General features: G+C 39.2%; 25 protein-coding genes. 10 read left to right on the top strand and 15 right to left on the bottom strand.

The genetic code is table 11. The features are described from left to right. Nucleotides 1-140 precede the first annotated feature (140 nt). The 3 genes from AC1M9I_RS13955 to AC1M9I_RS13965 form a co-directional block, all read right to left on the bottom strand. The gene (locus tag AC1M9I_RS13955) at nucleotides 141-1,514 is read right to left on the bottom strand and encodes a dihydrolipoyl dehydrogenase (protein WP_481595197.1); all 1,374 of its coding nucleotides are present in this window, start codon (nucleotides 1,512-1,514) and stop codon (nucleotides 141-143) included. A 317-nt stretch (nucleotides 1,515-1,831) separates the two neighbouring features. After that, a complete protein-coding gene (locus AC1M9I_RS13960; protein WP_092768903.1) occupies nucleotides 1,832-2,257 on the bottom strand; it encodes a protein tyrosine phosphatase family protein in 426 nt (141 codons plus the stop codon). Continuing rightward, the gene (locus tag AC1M9I_RS13965) at nucleotides 2,250-2,585 is read right to left on the bottom strand and encodes a protein tyrosine phosphatase family protein (protein ID WP_035269714.1); all 336 of its coding nucleotides are present in this window, start codon (nucleotides 2,583-2,585) and stop codon (nucleotides 2,250-2,252) included. Before AC1M9I_RS13965 ends, AC1M9I_RS13960 begins: the two co-directional genes overlap by 8 nt. 123 nt (nucleotides 2,586-2,708) lie before the next feature. Here AC1M9I_RS13965 and AC1M9I_RS13970 point away from each other — a divergent pair, with 123 nt between their 5' ends. The 3 genes from AC1M9I_RS13970 to AC1M9I_RS13980 all read left to right on the top strand — a co-directional run bounded on the left by AC1M9I_RS13970 (nucleotide 2,709) and on the right by AC1M9I_RS13980 (nucleotide 4,479). Then, complete coding sequence (locus tag AC1M9I_RS13970) at nucleotides 2,709-3,608, top strand: alpha/beta hydrolase (protein WP_092768900.1); 900 nt, start codon at nucleotides 2,709-2,711, stop codon at nucleotides 3,606-3,608. Next, a complete protein-coding gene (gene trxC, locus AC1M9I_RS13975; protein ID WP_481589621.1) occupies nucleotides 3,605-4,030 on the top strand; it encodes a thioredoxin TrxC in 426 nt (141 codons plus the stop codon). The genes AC1M9I_RS13970 and trxC overlap by 4 nt, the downstream gene beginning before the upstream one ends. 80 nt (nucleotides 4,031-4,110) lie before the next feature. Further along, entirely contained in the window at nucleotides 4,111-4,479 is a 369-nt protein-coding gene (locus tag AC1M9I_RS13980; RefSeq protein WP_218945426.1) for an acyl-CoA thioesterase, read from the top strand. A gap of 72 nt (nucleotides 4,480-4,551) precedes the next feature. On the opposite strand, the gene AC1M9I_RS13985 is transcribed toward AC1M9I_RS13980, so the two are convergent. Further along, on the bottom strand, nucleotides 4,552-5,052 hold the full coding sequence (locus tag AC1M9I_RS13985; protein ID WP_035269707.1) for a DUF4442 domain-containing protein: 501 nt from the start codon (nucleotides 5,050-5,052) through the stop codon (nucleotides 4,552-4,554). Nucleotides 5,053-5,080: 28 nt separating this feature from the next. Further along, nucleotides 5,081-5,569 (bottom strand): YajQ family cyclic di-GMP-binding protein, encoded by a 489-nt coding sequence (locus AC1M9I_RS13990; protein ID WP_035269703.1) that lies wholly within the window; start codon nucleotides 5,567-5,569, stop codon nucleotides 5,081-5,083. A 91-nt stretch (nucleotides 5,570-5,660) separates the two neighbouring features. Here AC1M9I_RS13990 and AC1M9I_RS13995 point away from each other — a divergent pair, with 91 nt between their 5' ends. Continuing rightward, nucleotides 5,661-5,972: a rhodanese-like domain-containing protein gene (locus AC1M9I_RS13995; RefSeq protein WP_180000521.1), complete on the top strand. Its 312-nt coding sequence runs from the start codon at nucleotides 5,661-5,663 to the stop codon at nucleotides 5,970-5,972. A 48-nt stretch (nucleotides 5,973-6,020) separates the two neighbouring features. Here the strand turns inward: AC1M9I_RS13995 and mnmC are convergent, their stop codons facing one another. The 4 genes from mnmC to AC1M9I_RS14015 are packed head-to-tail and all read right to left on the bottom strand — an operon-like array spanning nucleotide 6,021 to nucleotide 9,342. Further along, nucleotides 6,021-7,925 carry a bifunctional tRNA (5-methylaminomethyl-2-thiouridine)(34)-methyltransferase MnmC2/FAD-dependent 5-carboxymethylaminomethyl-2-thiouridine(34) oxidoreductase MnmC1 gene (mnmC, locus tag AC1M9I_RS14000; RefSeq protein WP_481611169.1) on the bottom strand — a complete coding sequence of 635 codons (1,905 nt, stop codon included), beginning with the start codon at nucleotides 7,923-7,925 and terminating at the stop codon, nucleotides 6,021-6,023. Nucleotides 7,926-7,957: 32 nt separating this feature from the next. Further along, on the bottom strand, nucleotides 7,958-8,392 hold the full coding sequence (locus tag AC1M9I_RS14005; protein WP_092768912.1) for an SH3 domain-containing protein: 435 nt from the start codon (nucleotides 8,390-8,392) through the stop codon (nucleotides 7,958-7,960). 1 nt (nucleotide 8,393) lies between these two features. Next, entirely contained in the window at nucleotides 8,394-8,696 is a 303-nt protein-coding gene (locus tag AC1M9I_RS14010; RefSeq protein ID WP_035269693.1) for a YciI family protein, read from the bottom strand. A 31-nt stretch (nucleotides 8,697-8,727) separates the two neighbouring features. Continuing rightward, nucleotides 8,728-9,342, bottom strand: a complete 615-nt coding sequence (locus tag AC1M9I_RS14015; RefSeq protein ID WP_035269690.1) for an inner membrane-spanning protein YciB — start codon at nucleotides 9,340-9,342, stop codon at nucleotides 8,728-8,730. Nucleotides 9,343-9,386: 44 nt separating this feature from the next. Between AC1M9I_RS14015 and AC1M9I_RS14020 the strand changes: the two genes are divergently transcribed. Then, a complete protein-coding gene (locus tag AC1M9I_RS14020; protein ID WP_481594085.1) occupies nucleotides 9,387-10,241 on the top strand; it encodes a PHP domain-containing protein in 855 nt (284 codons plus the stop codon). A 64-nt stretch (nucleotides 10,242-10,305) separates the two neighbouring features. Here AC1M9I_RS14020 and AC1M9I_RS14025 read toward each other — a convergent pair whose 3' ends face one another. Beyond that, entirely contained in the window at nucleotides 10,306-11,217 is a 912-nt protein-coding gene (locus AC1M9I_RS14025; protein WP_035269686.1) for a bestrophin family protein, read from the bottom strand. Between the two features lie 103 nt (nucleotides 11,218-11,320). Further along, a complete protein-coding gene (radC, locus tag AC1M9I_RS14030; RefSeq protein WP_035269684.1) occupies nucleotides 11,321-12,007 on the bottom strand; it encodes a RadC family protein in 687 nt (228 codons plus the stop codon). 115 nt (nucleotides 12,008-12,122) lie between these two features. Here radC and coaBC point away from each other — a divergent pair, with 115 nt between their 5' ends. Continuing rightward, nucleotides 12,123-13,388 carry a bifunctional phosphopantothenoylcysteine decarboxylase/phosphopantothenate--cysteine ligase CoaBC gene (gene coaBC, locus AC1M9I_RS14035; protein ID WP_481594084.1) on the top strand — a complete coding sequence of 422 codons (1,266 nt, stop codon included), beginning with the start codon at nucleotides 12,123-12,125 and terminating at the stop codon, nucleotides 13,386-13,388. Nucleotides 13,389-13,451: 63 nt separating this feature from the next. On the opposite strand, the gene secB is transcribed toward coaBC, so the two are convergent. The 4 genes from secB to rsgA form a co-directional block, all read right to left on the bottom strand. Then, nucleotides 13,452-13,910, bottom strand: coding sequence for a protein-export chaperone SecB (secB, locus tag AC1M9I_RS14040; protein ID WP_035270796.1), 459 nt, complete (start codon nucleotides 13,908-13,910; stop codon nucleotides 13,452-13,454). Between the two features lie 23 nt (nucleotides 13,911-13,933). Continuing rightward, nucleotides 13,934-14,191 carry a glutaredoxin 3 gene (gene grxC / locus AC1M9I_RS14045; RefSeq protein ID WP_035270794.1) on the bottom strand — a complete coding sequence of 86 codons (258 nt, stop codon included), beginning with the start codon at nucleotides 14,189-14,191 and terminating at the stop codon, nucleotides 13,934-13,936. Between the two features lie 12 nt (nucleotides 14,192-14,203). Then, nucleotides 14,204-14,617 (bottom strand): rhodanese-like domain-containing protein, encoded by a 414-nt coding sequence (locus AC1M9I_RS14050; RefSeq protein WP_481594083.1) that lies wholly within the window; start codon nucleotides 14,615-14,617, stop codon nucleotides 14,204-14,206. 92 nt (nucleotides 14,618-14,709) lie between these two features. After that, complete coding sequence (gene rsgA / locus AC1M9I_RS14055) at nucleotides 14,710-15,768, bottom strand: ribosome small subunit-dependent GTPase A (protein WP_481594082.1); 1,059 nt, start codon at nucleotides 15,766-15,768, stop codon at nucleotides 14,710-14,712. 125 nt (nucleotides 15,769-15,893) lie between these two features. Between rsgA and orn the strand changes: the two genes are divergently transcribed. The 4 genes from orn to AC1M9I_RS14075 form a co-directional block, all read left to right on the top strand. Next, nucleotides 15,894-16,448: an oligoribonuclease gene (gene orn, locus AC1M9I_RS14060; RefSeq protein WP_035270788.1), complete on the top strand. Its 555-nt coding sequence runs from the start codon at nucleotides 15,894-15,896 to the stop codon at nucleotides 16,446-16,448. Nucleotides 16,449-16,629: 181 nt separating this feature from the next. After that, nucleotides 16,630-17,364, top strand: a complete 735-nt coding sequence (locus AC1M9I_RS14065) for a Bax inhibitor-1/YccA family protein (RefSeq protein WP_481587139.1) — start codon at nucleotides 16,630-16,632, stop codon at nucleotides 17,362-17,364. Between the two features lie 160 nt (nucleotides 17,365-17,524). After that, nucleotides 17,525-18,328, top strand: coding sequence for an enoyl-ACP reductase FabI (locus AC1M9I_RS14070; RefSeq protein ID WP_092768909.1), 804 nt, complete (start codon nucleotides 17,525-17,527; stop codon nucleotides 18,326-18,328). 161 nt (nucleotides 18,329-18,489) lie between these two features. Continuing rightward, the coding region (locus tag AC1M9I_RS14075; protein ID WP_481611170.1) for a hypothetical protein at nucleotides 18,490-18,697 on the top strand (208 nt) is incomplete at its 3' end.

Raw genomic sequence — 18,697 nt, forward strand, 5'->3', positions numbered from 1 at the left:
CCATGTGAGAGTAAGTCATCGCCAGCTCATTATTCTAAACACCCCCTTCAATAGAAGGGGGTGTTTTTTTATATCAAAAAATTGAAATAAAGATATAAAAATAAAAGCCCTCATTAGAGGGCCTTGTATCAAATAGTAGATTAAAGTTGTCGTCGAGCGTGTTTTAACGCAGTTCTTAGGCCTTCCTCTAGCGTTGGATGGTAGAAAGGGTGATCTAGAATTTCATCAACAGTAAGATCACTGGAGATAGCCCAAGCGAGCAAATGTGCTAAATGTTCTGCTGAATAACAAAGAAATTCTGCTCCGAGAAGTTTACGTGAGTGTCGATCGACGTAAACCTCTACAGCCCCAATATTTTGTCCATTGACAATCGCTCGTCCTTGCTTTTCGTAGGATACGATACCTGTAACAAACTCATGATTGGCTTTACGCAGTGTGTGATAATTGGAGCCGATCCCTGCCATTTCTGGTGAGCTAAACATAATACCCAATGGGGTAAGACTTTTTTTATGACTCGATTGATGTTGATCGAGGCAATTATGAACCGCCAATTTACCTTCATAAGATGCTTCATGCTGGATAGGCGTTGCAGTAAAAGCATCACCTACGATGTAAATGGGGTAGTCACCAAGCTGTTTAGTGGTTGGATCAACAGGTAATTTCTTTAGATCAATGAATTCATCATTTATATGCTGAATATTTAACGTATCTAAATTCGTAGTACGACCAGTCGCAGATAATAGGTAATCAACTTCTATAGATTGATTGCTACCATTTTCGATAAAGTTAATTTGAACCTTATCTTCGCCTAATTTCTCAACCTGCTCGGGTAAAATCTCATATTTGATATTTAATTCTTTTGAGAATATTTCTTGAGCAAGCGTTTGTAAGTCTAGGCTAGTCAATGAACCAATTTTTTTACTGCGAGCAAAAACTGTAGTTTCCACACCTAGACGCTGCATGGCTTGTGCAAGTTCGATTGCAATGACACCGCTTCCAATTACAGCTAAACTTTTTGGTAAAGTAGGTATTTCAAAGACTTGATCAGAAGTTAAATATAAATGACCAAGTTTTTGTTGCCAATCTTGATTTACTGTTGGTCTTGAACCAACAGCGATAATGAACGATTTAGCTTGGTATTTCTTATTATTAACATTGATTGTGTTTGCATTTACAAATGTTGCACGACCTGAAATTTTGTGCGCTGTAGGCCATGAATTAACGTCCTTCAGTGTTGCTTTTGTAAATCGATCACGTAATTGCTGTAAATGTTGCATAACATCTTTAGTGTCAATTTGAGAAGAAATTTTTAGCCCAAGTTGTTCTGAAGTTCTCGCATTATACGCAAGATTAGCTGATGAAATTAGAACTTTACTCGGCATACAACCTACTCGAGCACAAGTGGTATCCCACGGACCGTCGTTCACAATAAGTATATTTTGTGTAGTTTTAATGGCTTCTTTATAAGCTGAAATACCAGCAGTACCAGCTCCAATAATAATGATATCGTACATATTGTATTGACTAAGAATGATTTGAATTCACTATATAAAAAAACCTTCGATGAAGAAGTTTTTTTTTCAATTTATTACACTTAAACCTTTAACTTTTGGTGATATCTACATTATTGAAAATTTGTATTATTTAAAACTAAGTATTTTCATGGTTGTTATTGAAATAAGATGAAAGAAAAAGGCGCTTGTGCGCCTTTAAAATGAATAAGATACATTTATCTTATAATGATGTACCTGCATGCACACCAACAGTTGGTTTTACATTCATCGATGTGCAACCGAGTAAAAGAAACGAACAACATAATGCAATACAAATTTTATTCATGAATAAGTCCTAATGAATTTGCTTTATTAAATAGTAACGTAGAACGACTACCTGACTTACATACTAAAAGTATAGGTTTAGGTAGACTATTGTAATACTTCGCAAACTCATGAACATCTGCATCTGTTATTTGACCTGAAATAACAGGTTGGTAAATCAAACTGATTTTAGACTTTTCGGCTAAAGCTCTTAATTCACTTGCAGTTGTTTCGTTACCTGATTCTTGATCAGGACGGTTAACGATCACAGACTTAAATCCCTGCTGCATTAAGGCATTGAATTTTGTAGACGTCATATGACCCGATACACTCACAGATGGATTAAGTGCTTTACTGAGCGGTTCTGATGCTGAATGACTTAGCGTTACGATACTAAAAATGAAGGTGGAAAGGATGAATCTAAACCACATCTTAGTCATCAAGCAAATCCATTTGTTTTGCTAATTGGTAGAGATTGTTAGAGCGATTTCCCGTACGACAGAACATTAATACTGGTTTTGGTAGCTCATTGAAATGATTTGCAAAAGTACGAACATCAAGCTCAGTAATTTGACCAGCAACTACAGGTTGATATACATAATCTAAGCCTTGAGCGCGTGCAGCTTCTTCAATTTGGGCACTTGTTGGCTGTTCTGGTCCGCCTTCCATATCGGGGCGATTATTAATCACAGATTTAAATCCTTTTTCAACAACTTGAACTAAATGTTCTGGCCCAATTTGACCAGCAAAACCTACATTTTCACTCATTGCGTCACTCCCAAAATAAATTAAAAGACTATGCTACTATCATAGCATCTCGCTCAGATATGAGCTTTGATCGACACAAAAAATTTAAAATAAAAATCGTATGAATACATGCATGGAGCACCTATGTACGATTACACCGTAGAGCCGCTGTACGTACAAAAAGCAAATGAGTTGATCGCTGCTGACCTTTATTTGCCTGTCAAAGTTAAAAGACCTCCTGTGCTTATTATGGCGCATGGTTTTGCAGGATTACGTCAATTCAAATTAATCCAATATGCGCAACGTTTTGCTCAATCAGGTTTTGCAGTTGTACTCTTTGACTATCGTTGTTGGGGAGGAAGTACGGGTAAACCACGAGAAATGGTCTCTATCCGTCAGCAGCTAGAAGATTGGTATGCTGTGATTGCGCATATCAAATTATTCCCTTTGGTTGATGGACACCACCTTTTCTTATGGGGAACGGGTCTGAGTGGCGGATATGTTCTAAAACTTGCATCTGAGTTAAATGGGATTCGGGCTGCAATAGCGCAAGTACCCTTTGTGGACGGAAATGCCAGCAGTAAAATTTATCCAATTCAACATATGGCGCAGGCTTTAAAGTTATCGAGTCAGGATTTAATGGCAGCCAAAGTAGGACGTGTTGGAAAAACAATGCCTGTCGTTCATCCTTATGCATTAAGTTTTTACCCGAGTCAGGATAGTTATCAAGGGTATATGTCGATCGTTGATTCAAACTATTATTGGAGCGGTGAGGTGCCTGCAAGAGCTATGTTAGACGTCATACGATTTCGACCGATTACTACGGCAAGAAGTATTAAAATTCCTGTGTTATTTATAGCTGCCAAGAAAGATGCAGTTATTCCCATAGAGATTAGTCGTGAAACTGCAACCAATATGGCACCTTATGTGGAATACCATGAGTGGAATATGACACATTTTGATATTTATCAAGCAAATTGGATGGAAAGCGCAATCAAGCTTCAATTAGAATTCTTAGATCAAAATAGAGGAGTAAACTCATGATTGTTGTTTGTCCATCTTGTGGCGCAAAAAATCGTGTACCTGAAGATAAAATCCAATCTCAGCCGAATTGTGGTCAATGTCATGAGCATTTGATTCCGCTTGCCCCTATTGAGCTGAATGAGCAAAACTTTAGTAACTTTATTACCAACAGTGATTTACCAGTATTGATTGATCTTTGGGCAGAATGGTGCGGGCCTTGTAAAATGATGGCACCGCATTTTGCTGAAGTAGCCAAATCAAATCCGCATGTGGTTTTTGCGAAGATAGATACTGAAGCGAATCCGCGCTTAAGTGCTGCCTTTAATGTTCGTAGTATTCCAACGTTGGTATTGATGAATAAAACGAATGAAATTGCTAGAATAAGTGGTGCATTACGTGCAAATCAATTACGAGATTGGTTAAATCAGCAATTAAATGCTTAACCAATAGGCCAATATTTGGAGTGACTGTGTCAGATTCTCAACTTAAGCCAGAAGGTACATTATCCCTTCAAACCATTGCTATGCCTGCAGATACCAACTGGAGTGGGGATGTTTTTGGTGGTTGGATTGTTTCACAAATGGATTTGGCTGGAGCTATTCATGCAGAGCGTTATACAAAAGGTCGCTGTGCAACCATTGCAATTAATCAAATGACATTCCTTGTGCCTGTTAAGGTGGGTGATGTCATTAGTTGTTATACTAAAATTTTAAAGCTCGGAAATACCTCAATTCAAATGCAAATTGAAGTATGGGATAGTCACGACTCTTCACGTCCAGCGAAAAGAGTGACAGAAGGTGTTTTCACTTTTGTTGCGGTGGATGTGAAAGGGGCAAAACGCCAGATTCCAGATGATGTTAAACAAAAGTTTCAAGAATCTCTAAGCATCTAATCACAAAAAATCCCAACATCGTTGGGATTTTTTATTAGGGAAACTTTTTTAGGATCAATATGATCATGAGCTTTATTGCTTAAGTTGAGATTTTGCAATCCAAGCCCAGAGCATTTCACATTGAATTGGCTCTTCGCCAGATTCATCTGTCACGATCACTTTGACAAGGGTCTCACCTTTTTCAGACTCTTGCATCTGTTTTTGTTGATCATCAGTCAATGTAGCGACTGCGGTCATCGCACCTTTAGATGGGCGTTTGAAATCTACTTTTAAACTTTTTATTAATACAATTGAGGTATCGGGTACATTCATGCCGGTAACAAAGCCTGTAGCTGTTTCAGCGATCAGCGCCATTGCGCATGCATGCACTTGACCAATATGATTTTGCATTGCTTTATGGTTTTCGATTTTAACGACAACTTTAGCATGACTAACTTCAAGATAACGTAATTTGGCAGTTCCCACCATTGGAACGACACGGCCAAAAGCTTTGCTCCATAAAGTACTACGGATACCTTGTGGAAACTTAGATGTCGCTTTTACTAACTTAGATAAACGATTGCCTTTTGCCATGATCAGTTCCTATGATGGAGCAAAGAGATTAGTCTTTGAAGTTGTTAAATTGAAGTGGGATACCGAATTGTTGTTCTTTTAAGAACGCCATAACTTGTTGTAAAGTATCGCGCTTCTTGTCAGTGACTCGGATTTTATCGCCCTGAATAGAAGATTGCACTTTGATACCACTTTCTTTAATGGCTTTATTAATTTTTTTTGCTGTATCAGAGTCAAGACCGTCTTTAAGTTTAATCACTTGAATGACATTTTTGCCAGATGCTGTCATTTTTTGCGGATCTAGTGCTTGAACGTCGACCTTGCGTTTATAAAAGTGATTTTCCAGCATGTTGTAAACTTGCTCACATTGGAAGTCACTTTCAGTCGAGATCTTAATTTCTTTATTTTTTTCGTTTAATTCGATCGAAACGTCTTGACCACGGAAGTCGAAACGCGTTCCGATTTCCTTTTGTGTGTTTTGAACTGCATGATTTACTTCAAAAATCTCTAATTCTGAAACAATATCGAAAGATGGCATAGTTTAGACCTTTACAAATAGAAAGAATATCTGAGATGCTAGGGATGTTTTCTTCATTTGCCAAGTGTTGTTTACATCAAAGGAGTGCGCAATGATCCGTAAACAAGAAATTACAACATTTGAGTTCCCAGCTGACGCGATTATCTGGGATGTACGTGATACAAGTGCTTATGCTGAAGCACATGTGAAAGGAGCGGTGAACCAACCGATTTCCACACTTTCAGCAGATAGCCTGACTCAAGTTGCAGCGGATCAACCGATTTACATTTTATGTGGCGGCGGAAGTAAAGCACCACGTGCTGCAGAACTATTAGAGGGCTTTGATAGTTCACGTGAATATGTGGTCTTAATGGGTGGTACTCGTGCTGCTCGTGAGGCAGGATTACCTTTAGAGCAAGGTTAATCATGGTTGAAAAAAAGCGCCTTATGGCGCTTTTTTAGTTTCAATAAATCATGATGATTGAGTTTTAGCCTGAAAATATGGCTTCTTTATTCTTACTTTCTTTCTAAATCGATGAACATTGAGTTTATTGAGTAAAGTTTCAGATACAGGGCATGCTGTTTTTAAGATTTGAGCCACTAGAATTTCAGCACACAAAGGAGCAAATAAAAAGCCTTTAGAGCCCAAACCTGAGAGTGTATAAATCTCAGTATCAGATTCAACCTGACCTAGAAGCGGAAAATAATCCTGACTTTGTGCACGAACAGAAGCTCTACCATGCCAAGAATGATGGTCAGGAAATTGTGACGCAATATCTGGTGCGAGATCTGCAAGTAACCTGAAGTTATGTTCATGATCTTCCTCAAGAACATCTTGATCATCTCGATTAGGGTAAAAAGAAGCACCTAAAATGATTTGATGATCATTTAAAGGCATACAGTAGCCACCATAGCTATATGCTTCATGTTTCTTGAACTGTGAAGATGAAACATGATTAAACCAGCTAACTTGACCACGTATCGGTTTTAAAATAGGAAAGTCATCAAAGAGATTCATACTTTCACGGGCACAACAAATAATCACATGGTCAAATTGATATTGTTGTCCAACATGATCTGTTATACCGACTTGATGATTGGCAAGTAGATGCCACGATTTGATTGTCGCTTGCTGAAATTCGATCAGTTCATTCGATAATATTTCTTTAGCCAAATCATGCGGTCTGATTGTTCCAGCCTGTTTCAGGGTGAGGAATGCTTGGTTGAACAGGCTGTTTTCAGCGGCAGAATTTGCTTCGAGTATGTTTTCTGGATATTGATTTGCAAGATCGAGAAGTTCATCAGCGTGTTTAAGAGGGATTTGATGGACTTGCGCGGCGTCAAAGGCTTCAAATTTTGAATAATGGTTCATCGCATGTTGCCATGCTAATGTCATTAAATGATCGGCACTTTGTTCAATAGGACAGAGTTTGGGATTCAATAAAGCCAGAGGATTTCCTGATGCGCCACTTAATGGCTCATGGTGGTCAAATAGGCGGACGCGGTGACCTCTTAATGCAAAGGCATAGGCACAACTTAAACCCGCAATTCCAGCGCCTACAATGCCTATACAGCGTTGAGAACTTGAGTGTGGTTTGTATTGGTAATCTTCGGGAGAGAGCTCACTTTTTTCAGCCTCTTCGTCTAAAGGCAGTAAAACTCCCTTTAGCATTTCACGTTTGTGTCCGAAACCTTTGGGGCGTGTAATTTTCACGCCATGTTTTTTTAATCCTCTTTTGAGGATGCCAGCAACACTGAAAGAGGCAAAAGTGGTTCCAATATCCGATAGTCGAATAATTTGATTCAGAACTTGTTCTTCCCACATATCAGGATTGCAGGCAGGAGCGAATCCATCTAAAAACCATGCATTGACAGTGCTAGTTTTGGCAATGACTGGAAAAACATCATGTGCATCACCTAACCAAATATCAATACTAAAACGCTCATCTGGAAAATGAAGGCGGTGGCATCCTGCAATTGGCAGTGGATATTGGGCAATGAGTTGATCTGATAAATGTTTCAGTTCAGGCCAAGCATTTAAAGCTCGGATCAGATCAGTCTTGCTCAATGGAAATTTTTCTACCGTAATGACATGCAGTTGACTATGATTATTTGGACGAATTGATTGCCAAAGTTGCCAAAGGGTGAGGATATTTAAACCCGTGCCGAAGCCAGTTTCTCCGACTGTGAAATGTTCAAATGGTTTTAAGTCCGATAGGCGTTCATGTAGATCATTACCATTGATAAAGACATGACGCGTTTCAAGAAGGCCATTGGCTTTTGAAAAATAAACATCACCGAAAACTTTAGAAACTGGAATATCAATTCCATCAACGAGTTGCCAATCGAGATCAGCAGTTTGAATGGCCTGAGTCAAAATTTGAAACCTTTGAAAAGCGTGTCAGTGGTTTACCACTGACGACGTCGTTTTGTATAGATGTAACTGGCAATAATAAAGCCGACAAAAATACCGACAGCCATTGTTGCTGCACCGTACAAAAACATTTGAGCACTACGTTCACTTTGAAGCACCTGAATTTGTACACCTAAATTATCATTTTTTAGTTGTAATTCTTGATTCTGTGCTAAAGCTTCTAGGTTTGCTTTTTCAAGCTGTTGGAGACGTGTTGCTTGGTCTTTGACTAAAGCCTTTACTTTTGCCTCTTGAAGCGCTTTATTTCGTGCAATTTGTTCAGCTGTAAGTGGCTTTGCAGGCGTAGCTGTTGCTGGCTGAGACTGTGCAGCTGGATTCGCTGGTGCAGCAGTAGTTGCTGCGGGTTCAGCCCAAGCTGAAGATACCAATGCAAAACTGATGAAAAGAGCAGAGCGTGTCAAATTCATCATCTTATTCATGTGGTAATGCTTTATTAAAAGGTTTTACGTCAATGCTGGCATAAATACCTTCTTTTAAAAAAGGCTCATCTGCTAACCATTCATCTAACGCTTCACGGCTTTCAAAATCTAAAATAAGGGTGCTGCCATAAAATCCAGCTTGTGGGTTATTACGATCTTTTGGCATCGCGCCAGCGACGATTACGCGACCTTCCTCAGCCAGTTTTTCAAGGCGTGCAAGGTGTTGTGGGCGTGTTGCTAAGCGTTTTTCAACAGTACCTTCTTGGTCGGTACACGTCACTACAAATAAGGGCATGGCGAAATCTCTATATCCTCTTTCAACACGATTATTCTTCTGCAGATTTAAAGTGTTTTCGTAAAATGATGAATTGAATAATGATAAATGAAAACATCACAATCATGTCACCAAAAGCAGTAAATTCACCCCAATATTTTCCATCCATGAACACGAAAGCAAAGAAAATATGCAATGATGCCATACCAACAAACATCGCGGCCCAAGCATAGTTTAAATTTTTCCATCCCTGCGGTGTTAAATTTAAAATAGGACCAAATAAGCGTTGAATGAGAGGTTTGCGGTCTTTACCAAAATAAGGTGAAATTAAGAAAGCACCAGCAAATACAAAATTCAAGATCGCTGCTTTGAGACGAATATAAAAATCATCACTCAACATGAGAGTAATCCCACCAAAAATCACCGTCATAAATAAAACAATCCATTGTTGTTTATCGAGATGAAATTTTTGGCGGACAAATAATGCGCCGTAGACCACGAGCATAGAAATGATTAAGCCCGTTGTAGCAACGAGAATATGGTTATTATCGACGCCACCTGCAGAGCCGATCCATTGCAGTAAAGGGTGATTGTTATCTTTGGGATCGACAGTTTTGTAAAGCCAAAAGAAAATTATGAGTGGCACAAAGTCTAAAAGTGCTTTCATGTTAAAGTATCTATGCAGTTCAGGTGGATGGATTAGTATAAAAGATGCAAGGCGTAGATTTACACACACATAGTAATATTTCTGATGGAACTTTGTCGCCAGAGTTACTGGTTCAAGCTGCGCTCGAAAAAGGGATACATACCCTTGCACTGACTGACCACGATAGCATGGATGGTTTGGTTTTGGCTGAAAAAGTTGCAAAAAATCAACCAATTCAAATTATTTCAGGTGTGGAAATTTCAAGTCAGTGGTCTAGACCTTCGACCAAAAAAAGTTATGGTGTGCATGTGGTCGCACTGAATATGCAATCACCTGATCCTTTGCATAAGCTACTAGAACAACAAAAGATGATTCGAGCTGAACGTGCTCAACTCATCTGTGAATTGTTGAAGCCTCTTGTTGGAGAGGATATTTACGCGGATGTGGTTGCGAAGGTCGAGGGTATACCTGATCGTGTGACACGAACCCATATTGCGAAGACGCTGGTCGAGAAGGGTTATGTTTCACGTCCGCAACAAGCTTTTGACAAATATATCAAAGAAGGTAAAAAAGCTTATGTTCAGTTTGAAGGACTTGGTCTGGAGGAAACAATACGTGTAATTCATGAGGCTCAAGGGTTTGCTGTTTTGGCACATCCTACCCGTTATGATTTATCTGCGACCAACATTCGTTATTTAATTGAAATATTTGCACGTTACGGAGGCGACGCAGTTGAGTTGCCACCTGCGATTGAGCCTACCTCGACGCGACAAATGGTAGACCGAATGATTGCCGAATTTGGGCTTAAAGTATCAGTTGGAAGTGATTTTCATGGAGATAATATGCCATGGATAAAATTGGGGAATATCCCTCAAGTGAAAGAGGGGCAGGTTGGCATCTGGGAAAGTTTTATTGTATAGAAATTCTCTTATAACAACGGATAAGAGAATTTTAGGCGTTGATAAGACATTAAGTTGTCATGAATCAAAGTAAGTTGTGATCTTGAGCTTGGATTGGTGGAGGAGTTGGTTTTCCTAAAGTCCCGAGTAGTTCAATCTCGATTGTACGAACCATGGCATCGAGTGGAAGATCATTACTTTGCGTACCAAAAGGCTCTTCTATTTCAGAGCTGAGCGCATCAAGCCCCAAAAACGTATATGCTAAAATACCGACTAAAAGTGGCGTCGCCAAACCGAGCACCGAGCCTAAACTAAATGGAAGCATAAAACAGAAAAAATAAACGGTACGGTTTAAGAGTACTGAATAAGCATAAGGTAAAGGAGTTGTAGCAATACGATCACAGCCTGTTTGAACCAAACTTAATTCAGTTACATGTTGGTTCATTTGTGTATAAATAATGTCTGAAATTTCGCCTTCTTTCAGTGACTGCATCAACTCCCATTGAATCAAACTTAATGTGTATTGTGGTGCATTGGCTTGCTGGTAAAGCTGAGTTAAAGCTTGTGGGCTCATGCCACTGGTTTGATGCAAAGCATCGGGACTGACTGTTTGATGACGAAGACGGTCACGCAGTACGTTAGCAAAAACAATCATATGCTGAATTACACGTTCACGACGACCTTGCGGCAAGATCCGGCAATCTCGATCGAAATGTCGAGCATTGGCGATTAAGCTCCCCCATAATTTACGCGCTTCCCACCAACGGTCATAACACGCCGAATTTTTGAAACCTAAAAAAATCGACAATACTACTCCGATCAGTGTAAACCCAACCAAAGGAATTTCAGGGAATCTATAGAGATTTATATATTCAATTCCCCCCACGATTGCTGAAATCAGCATAACGATTCCAAGTGGAGGTAATACCTTCGGTAAGATGGTTCCACGCCATGAAAATAATAGTTTTAGCGTATCGGTTTGATCACGAACAATCATGTAAATCAATCTTTCATTTTTCTATGATCTTCACTAGTTCAGCGAGTATTGTCAATGATAAAAAATGGAAACTTCGAGCAATTTTATTCTGTAATTTATAGACTTATTCTCGGATCAGTTGGTGCTCCATAAAAGAGTAGCTGCCTTCGGTGGAAATGATGACATGATCGAGTAATTTAACCTCAATTAAATTACAAGCTCTACTTAAAGATTTCGTCAAATTGATATCGTCAATTGAGGGCTGAGGAATTCCTAAAGGATGATTATGTGCAATAATCACAGCACTCGCCTGAGTGTGGATGATATGTCGAATAAACTGATTAATTGAAACTGCACAGTGGTTAGTAGAACCAAAGAATAATTTTTTAAAATTAATTTTTCTGAGCCTTGCATCTAAACAGAGTACCGCGAAAATCTCTTGAGATTCGCCAATAAGTTCATAACGAAGATAATCTTGAATTAAATCAGAGCGACTTAAATCAATTTGTTGGTTCAATTGATGTTGCAAGTAACGCCGTCCAAGCTCTTTTACAGCCATCAATTGAGAGTATTTAGTGTCTCCCATGCCATGGAACATGCGAATTTCGTCTATCGATGCATCAAACACTGCATTTAAGCTTCCAAAATGTTGCAACATCAATCTTGCTAATTCGACTGCAGAGTGTTGTTGAGATCCTGATCTTAAAAAGATGGCGAGCAGTTCTGCATCAGAGAGGCTATGAGCACCTTGGCGGAGTAATCTTTCTCTCGGTCGTTCTTGTTCGGGCCATTGTTTGATCGAATTATTCATTATTATTCACTGTTTTAAATTATTTTAACTTTTGAATATTCACCAAGGTATATCTTGGGTGGCAGAATATTTAATGCTATTGTGAGCGCCACTGCAATAAAAAGGTGACGTGATCTTGAGTTTTGATCTTAGTGTGTTCTCCAATAAAAATATTATTCTTGCTGTTACTGGTGGTATCGCTGCTTATAAAAGTGCCATCTTAGTACGCCGACTTAAAGATTACGGATTTAATGTCCGAGTTGTAATGACTCAAGGTGCCCAAGCTTTTATTACGCCGCTTACCTTTCAAGCATTGTCGGGTAATCCAGTGCATACTGAACTTCTAAATACAGAAGCTGAAGCTGGAATGGGGCATATCGAATTAGCACGATGGGCGGATTTGGTGCTTGTCGCTCCTGCCAGTTGTGACAGTATTGCTAAATTTGCTTGCGGACTAGCGGATGATTTACTCAGTACACTCTATTTGGCAACAAAAGCACCTGTTTGGATCGCGCCTGCCATGAATCAACAAATGTGGGCGGCTAAAGCAACACAGCGCAATTTGAGTACTTTGGTCGATGATGGTGTGCATGTCATTATGCCTGAGGCGGGTTCTCAAGCGTGTGGCGATGTTGGATTAGGACGTATGCCTGAGCCTGAAGATTTAGCTGAACAGGTACGAGAATATTTCCATAAAGCGCAGCGTGCAATTGCAGAAAAATTTGGCTTGCTGGCGGGTAAAAAAGTGACGATTACCGCAGGTCCAACTCGAGAGGCAATTGATCCAGTGCGTTATATTTCAAACCACAGCACTGGAAAAATGGGGTTTGCTATTGCTGCTGCATGTTATTCAGCAGGTGCTGAGGTGACACTGATCGCGGGTCCTGTCAGTTTAGATACACCGAATGGGGTGAAGCGTTTAAATGTATCTTCAGCGAGACAGATGCTTGACTTAAGTATGAATCAGTTGGAAACAGGATGTGATGTATTTATTGCGACAGCTGCCGTAGCGGATTATCGTGTTGCAGAAGTTGCGGAACATAAAATCAAAAAAGCTGGTGATGAGTTAGCTGTCTCTCTTGTTAAAAATCCTGATATCGTGGCGACGATAGCTTTGCAAGACAAACGTCCATTTATGGTCGGTTTTGCAGCTGAAACGCGTAATGTCGAAGAATATGCCGCAGGTAAATTGGTGGCTAAGAAACTAGATATGATCGCATGCAATGATGTTTCAAGAGCGGATATTGGTTTTGCTTCAGATGAAAATGCGATGACCGTGTTTTTTGCTGAACAATATGAAATGGAAAAACGTGATCTTGAAAAAGCTTCAAAGCAAGAAATTGCACAGCAATTAGTTGAAGCTATTCATGATGCATTACATCAAGAAAAACGACCTGTTTAAATGTAGGATATAAAAAAGACCGCAAATGCGGTCTTTTTTATAAGGGTAAACTTAATCAGACGATTAAGCTTGACCTTCAGCAGCGGCAGCTTGAGCGCGTTGCATGTTTGCCTCAAACTCAGCATCGAAGTTAATCGGTGTAAGAAGTAATTGAGGGAAGCTACCTTTAGTTACAAGATCGTTCACCGCTTCACGAAGGAATGGGAACAAAATATTAGGGCAATAAGCACCAAGAATGTACGGAAGACGTTCATCTTCAACGCCATCAATCAAGAAAATTCCTGATTGTGTTACGTCTACGATAAATGCAGTTTCACCTGCATTCGCAGCTTGTACAACCACTTTTAAAGAAACTTCAAAATGAGTTGGATCTACTTTTTCAGCTGATGAAGAAAGATTGATGTTTAACTCAGGTTGCCATTCTTTTGTAAAAACCGCAGCACCAGGAACTTCAAAAGAAATGTCTTTTGTATAAATACGTTCTAATGCTAATTGTGGTTGAACTTGTTGTTCTTCACTCATTCTTAATTCCTTAGATTTAGTGATTATGCCAATAATTCGTCTAGTTTACCTTCACGCTCTAAAGCATAAAGTTGGTCGAAACCACCGATGAATTGATCTTTAATGAAAATTTGTGGCACTGTGCGGTGGTTGGTTTTTTGCATTAACTCAACACGAACCTCAGGTGCTTCTTTTGATAAATTAATTTCTTTGTACTCAATGCCTTTACGTTCAAGGAGTTGCTTTGCACGTACGCAATAAGGACACATCGTTGTTGAATATACAGTCACTTGAGCTGTCATTTTACAAACTCCTTAAGCTTTTTTGCTTTTTACTAAAGGTAAGCCTTGAGCTTTCCAGTTGCTGATACCACCGTCTAAACGATAACTATCTGCATGACCGACTTGTTGTAGAGCAGAGCCTGCAACTTGGCCTAAATTACAAATGAATACCAATGGACGGTCCGCAGCTTTTAATTCTTCAACATTTGCAGCAATTTGACTATATGGAATATTACGACTACCGCTAATATGACCTTCACGGAAATCTTTAGCATCGCGCAAATCAATCAGCATCGCATTTTTAGCTTTCACTAAAATTCCGAGCGATTGTGGCGAAATTTTACGACCACTACGTTGTCCTTCAAAAACGAAAAACAAAACAATAAGGGCCCCTAAAATTGCAAATAAAAAGGGGTGATTCCCCATAAATTCGAACCAACGTTCCACAAATCACCTAATGACTAATTAAAAACTGCGTTGAGTATAACGTATATATATGGTGATCAAAATCACCGCTTCAAGGGTGCACTTAAAGAAAACTAATTTTTTTGTTGCGCCTCAGTAATCTCATCAATTAGACGTAGATAACTTTCTAAACGTCTTTGTAAAATATCACCATTTTTGACACCTTCTTTAAGCGCACATTGCTTTTCGTGCGTATGGGTGCAATTGCGATACTGACAATGTCCTAAGAGTGCAGAAATTTCAGGAAAGCCACCATCGATTTTCTCATGATCTAAATGCCATAAGCCAAATTCACGAATACCTGGGGAATCGATTAAAGCACCATTTTCACCAAAACGAATTAAACGTGTTGAGGTCGTAGTATGTTGACCGAGTGCGGAGTTTTCTGAAATGACATTGGTTTTTTGATCAGCATCAGGAATGATGGCATTAATAAGTGTACTTTTCCCAACACCTGATTGACCTACAAATGCAACAGTTTGGTTGTCAATACGTTGAATCAACCCATCTAAATTACCATTGGATTGGGTCAGGATGAAATCATAACCAAGTTGACGATATTCTTCTGCTAACAGCAAAATTGGATCATTTTCTTTCAGTAAATCACATTTGTTTAATACTAATAAAGCTGGAATATTGGCATCTTCACATGCAACCAAATAACGATCGATTAGGGTTGGTGCAGGTTCTGGTAACGGTGCAATCACAATGACGATCAGGCTGATATTTGCAGCTACTGGTTTTACTTTGTGATAACGATCTGGGCGAGTCAACAAGGATTGTCGCGGTTGAATCGCTGTGATAATGCCTAAGCCAGTATTTGGATCTGCTTGCCATTTTACGCGATCACCTGTAACCAATAATTCTAAATTGGTACGGGTATGACAACGCCAAACGCTATTCAGCTCAATAGGTTTCCAAAAAGGTTCTGGCTCACCTTCTTTGGTATCTGGTTTTATTGGATGTTGATCAGGCAAGGAGAGGGCTTGTACTTCGAGTTGTCGACCATAGTGTTGGACGACTAAGCCTTCTAAGTCGTGAGACGTGTCGATTTCTTCTTGACGTGTTTGATGTTGTTTCTGAATACGACGTTGTTGTTGCTCTGTCAAACGACGCTTACGAATTAAAGCCATTCATAACCTAAAAAAACCTTGAAATTTAGATGGCAAAAATAGCATGATGAGCCATGGATTTACAGCCAAGATCGGAATAATTTGCTACTATCCATCTTTAATTTAGCCCAATAAGATTGCACTTTATGAGCAGCACCCCAGATACCCGCTTAATTTGGATCGACCTTGAAATGACAGGGTTAGATACAGACAACGATCAAATTATTGAAATTGCAACGATTATTACGGATGATCATTTAAATATTCTTGCTGAAGGCCCAGTGTTAGCTGTACATCAGTCAGATATTATTTTAAATGCGATGGATGAATGGAATACACGTCAGCACGGGCAATCTGGACTTATTGAACGCGTACGCCGTAGTAAGCTAACTGCGCAAGATGCTGAGCAACAAACACTTGAATTCTTAAAAAAATGGGTCAATCCAAAATCATCTCCAATGTGTGGAAACTCAATTTGCCAAGATCGCCGTTTCTTACATCGTTTAATGCCAGAGCTTGAGCAGTTCTTCCATTACCGTAATTTGGATGTGTCTTCTGTTAAAGAGTTAGCAAAACGCTGGCGCCCAGAAATTATGAGTGGTTTAAAGAAAAATGCTTCTCATCTTGCGATGGATGATATTCGTGACTCAATTGCTGAATTGAAGTATTACCGTCAATATTTTTTCATCTCAAATAATTAAAGAGATCAGTTGCATTTTTAGAAAAGGGGCTGAGGCCTCTTTTTTTATAGATTTTATAAATGATCGAAAGAACAAAGTATTAATTAAAATGTTTAAAAGTTGATAGCAAAAAATAAACTGACTTTTATGCTGATAGATCTCAGAATAGTGAAAATTTAAGAATGATAACAGAGACTAAGTTATGCAAAGTAGTAATCCGATTTTAACCCGTGTAGAGACTGTATCCAATTATCAACAACCCATGACCATTCAAGGCGCGATTCAGAAATCTGTTGTATTAACTGTGATTTCGGCAGCGGTGGGTATCGCGCTGTTTATTTATAGTTTTATGACTTTAAATGTATCACTCGCCTATGCTAGTGCGATGGTGGGGGCGATTGGTGGATTCATTCTGGCACTCATTACTACTTTTAAGCCGAATACTGCTCGAACTTTGGCTATTCCATATGCTTTATTTCAAGGTGCATTTTTAGGGGGGATTTCAGTCATATTTCAACTGAAATATCCTGGTGTTCCTTTAAAGGCTTTGCTCGCAACATTTGTCACGACTTTGGTGATGTTCACGCTTTATCGTTTTCAAATTATTCGTGCGACTGAGAAATTTAAAGCGGTTGTGTTGTCAGCCACCATTGCGATTGCGATTGTATTTGTTCTCCAATTTATTATGAGTCTAGCTTTTGGTTCGAGCATTCCATATATATTTGATAATAATTGGCTAGGTTTAGGATTTGCAGCTTTTGTGGCCATTATTGCATCATTAAATCTAATTTTAGATTTCGACTTGATTGAAAATGCCGCAGCTCAATACGCGCCTAAAGCGATGGAATGGTTATGCGGTATTGCCTTGTTAGCCACTTTAGTTTGGATGTATTTCTCTTTTTTGCGTTTAATTGGTCTACTGTCTAGTAATGACTAATGCAGTTCAGCTAAGGCGTGTAAAAAGATCAGACTGATGTCTGATCTTTTTTTAGCGTCTAATTCGGTTTAACAATTTTTTGAAAAAAGATGCATTATGCAATTTCGTAAATGCTCTAGACTTGGCATCATGCATGAAAATTAATTTGAGTGAGAGTCACATGGCACAAGGACTATTAGCAGGTAAACGTTTTTTAATCGCGGGTGTTGCGAGTAAATTGTCGATTGCATTCGGTGTTGCAGAAGCTCTACACCGTGAAGGTGCAGAATTGGCATTTACCTATCCTAATGAAAAAATGAAGAAGCGTGTTGATGACTTTGCTGAACAGTTTGGTTCAAAACTAGTTTTTCCATGTGATGTTGCTGTTGATGCTGAAATCGAACAGGCATTTGCTGAATTAGCAAAACATTGGGATGGTTTGGATGGCGTAGTGCATTCAATTGGTTTTGCACCAGCACATACTTTAGATGGTGATTTTACTGAAGTTACTGATCGTGAAGGTTTTAAAATCGCGCATGACATCAGTGCCTATAGCTTTATTGCCATGGCTCGTGCGGCAAAACCACTTTTAACTGCTCGTCAGGGCTGTTTGCTCACACTCACTTATCAAGGTTCAGAGCGTGTGATGCCAAACTATAATGTTATGGGATTGGCGAAAGCATCTTTAGAGGCTGGCGTTCGTTACTTGGCTTCAAGTTTGGGTGCTGAAGGAATTCGTGTAAATGCGATTTCAGCTGGTCCAATTCGTACGCTTGCGGCTTCAGGTATTAAGTCTTTCCGTAAGATGCTTGATCTGAATGAAAAGGTTGCACCTTTAAAACGTAATGTCACGATTGAAGATGTAGGTAATGCGGCATTATTCTTATGTTCACCATGGGCAAATGGTATTACTGGCGAGATTTTATATGTAGATGCTGGTTACAATACGGTTGGTATGAGTGCAGATTTAATGCTAACAGAATAAATCTCATCTTAATAAGAAATAAAAATCGGCAATTTATTGCCGATTTTTTTACATTTTTTAAAGTTCATTTATGTAACCAAGACTAGGTAAATCGTATTTTTTTTGATTAAATATTAAGAAATTCTTTAGCCTTATTAAATTATAAAAGACAGATAATAACCATGCTTGCCAACATCTTTTCGGCATTGGAACAGCTCGGCCTAACCGCCCAAAACAGAGCCCTCCACATCCAATTCAGTCATTCACAACTGAATAGCCAAGTCTTCCTCCAACGCATCGATGGCAGCCATGTCCTTAACGAAGGCGTGCAAGCAGAACTCATCTGTCTCTCGACCAATGCCTTAATTCCACTCAAACAATTCATCGGCA

This window comes from Acinetobacter sp. ANC_7553 (genome assembly GCF_056779895.1).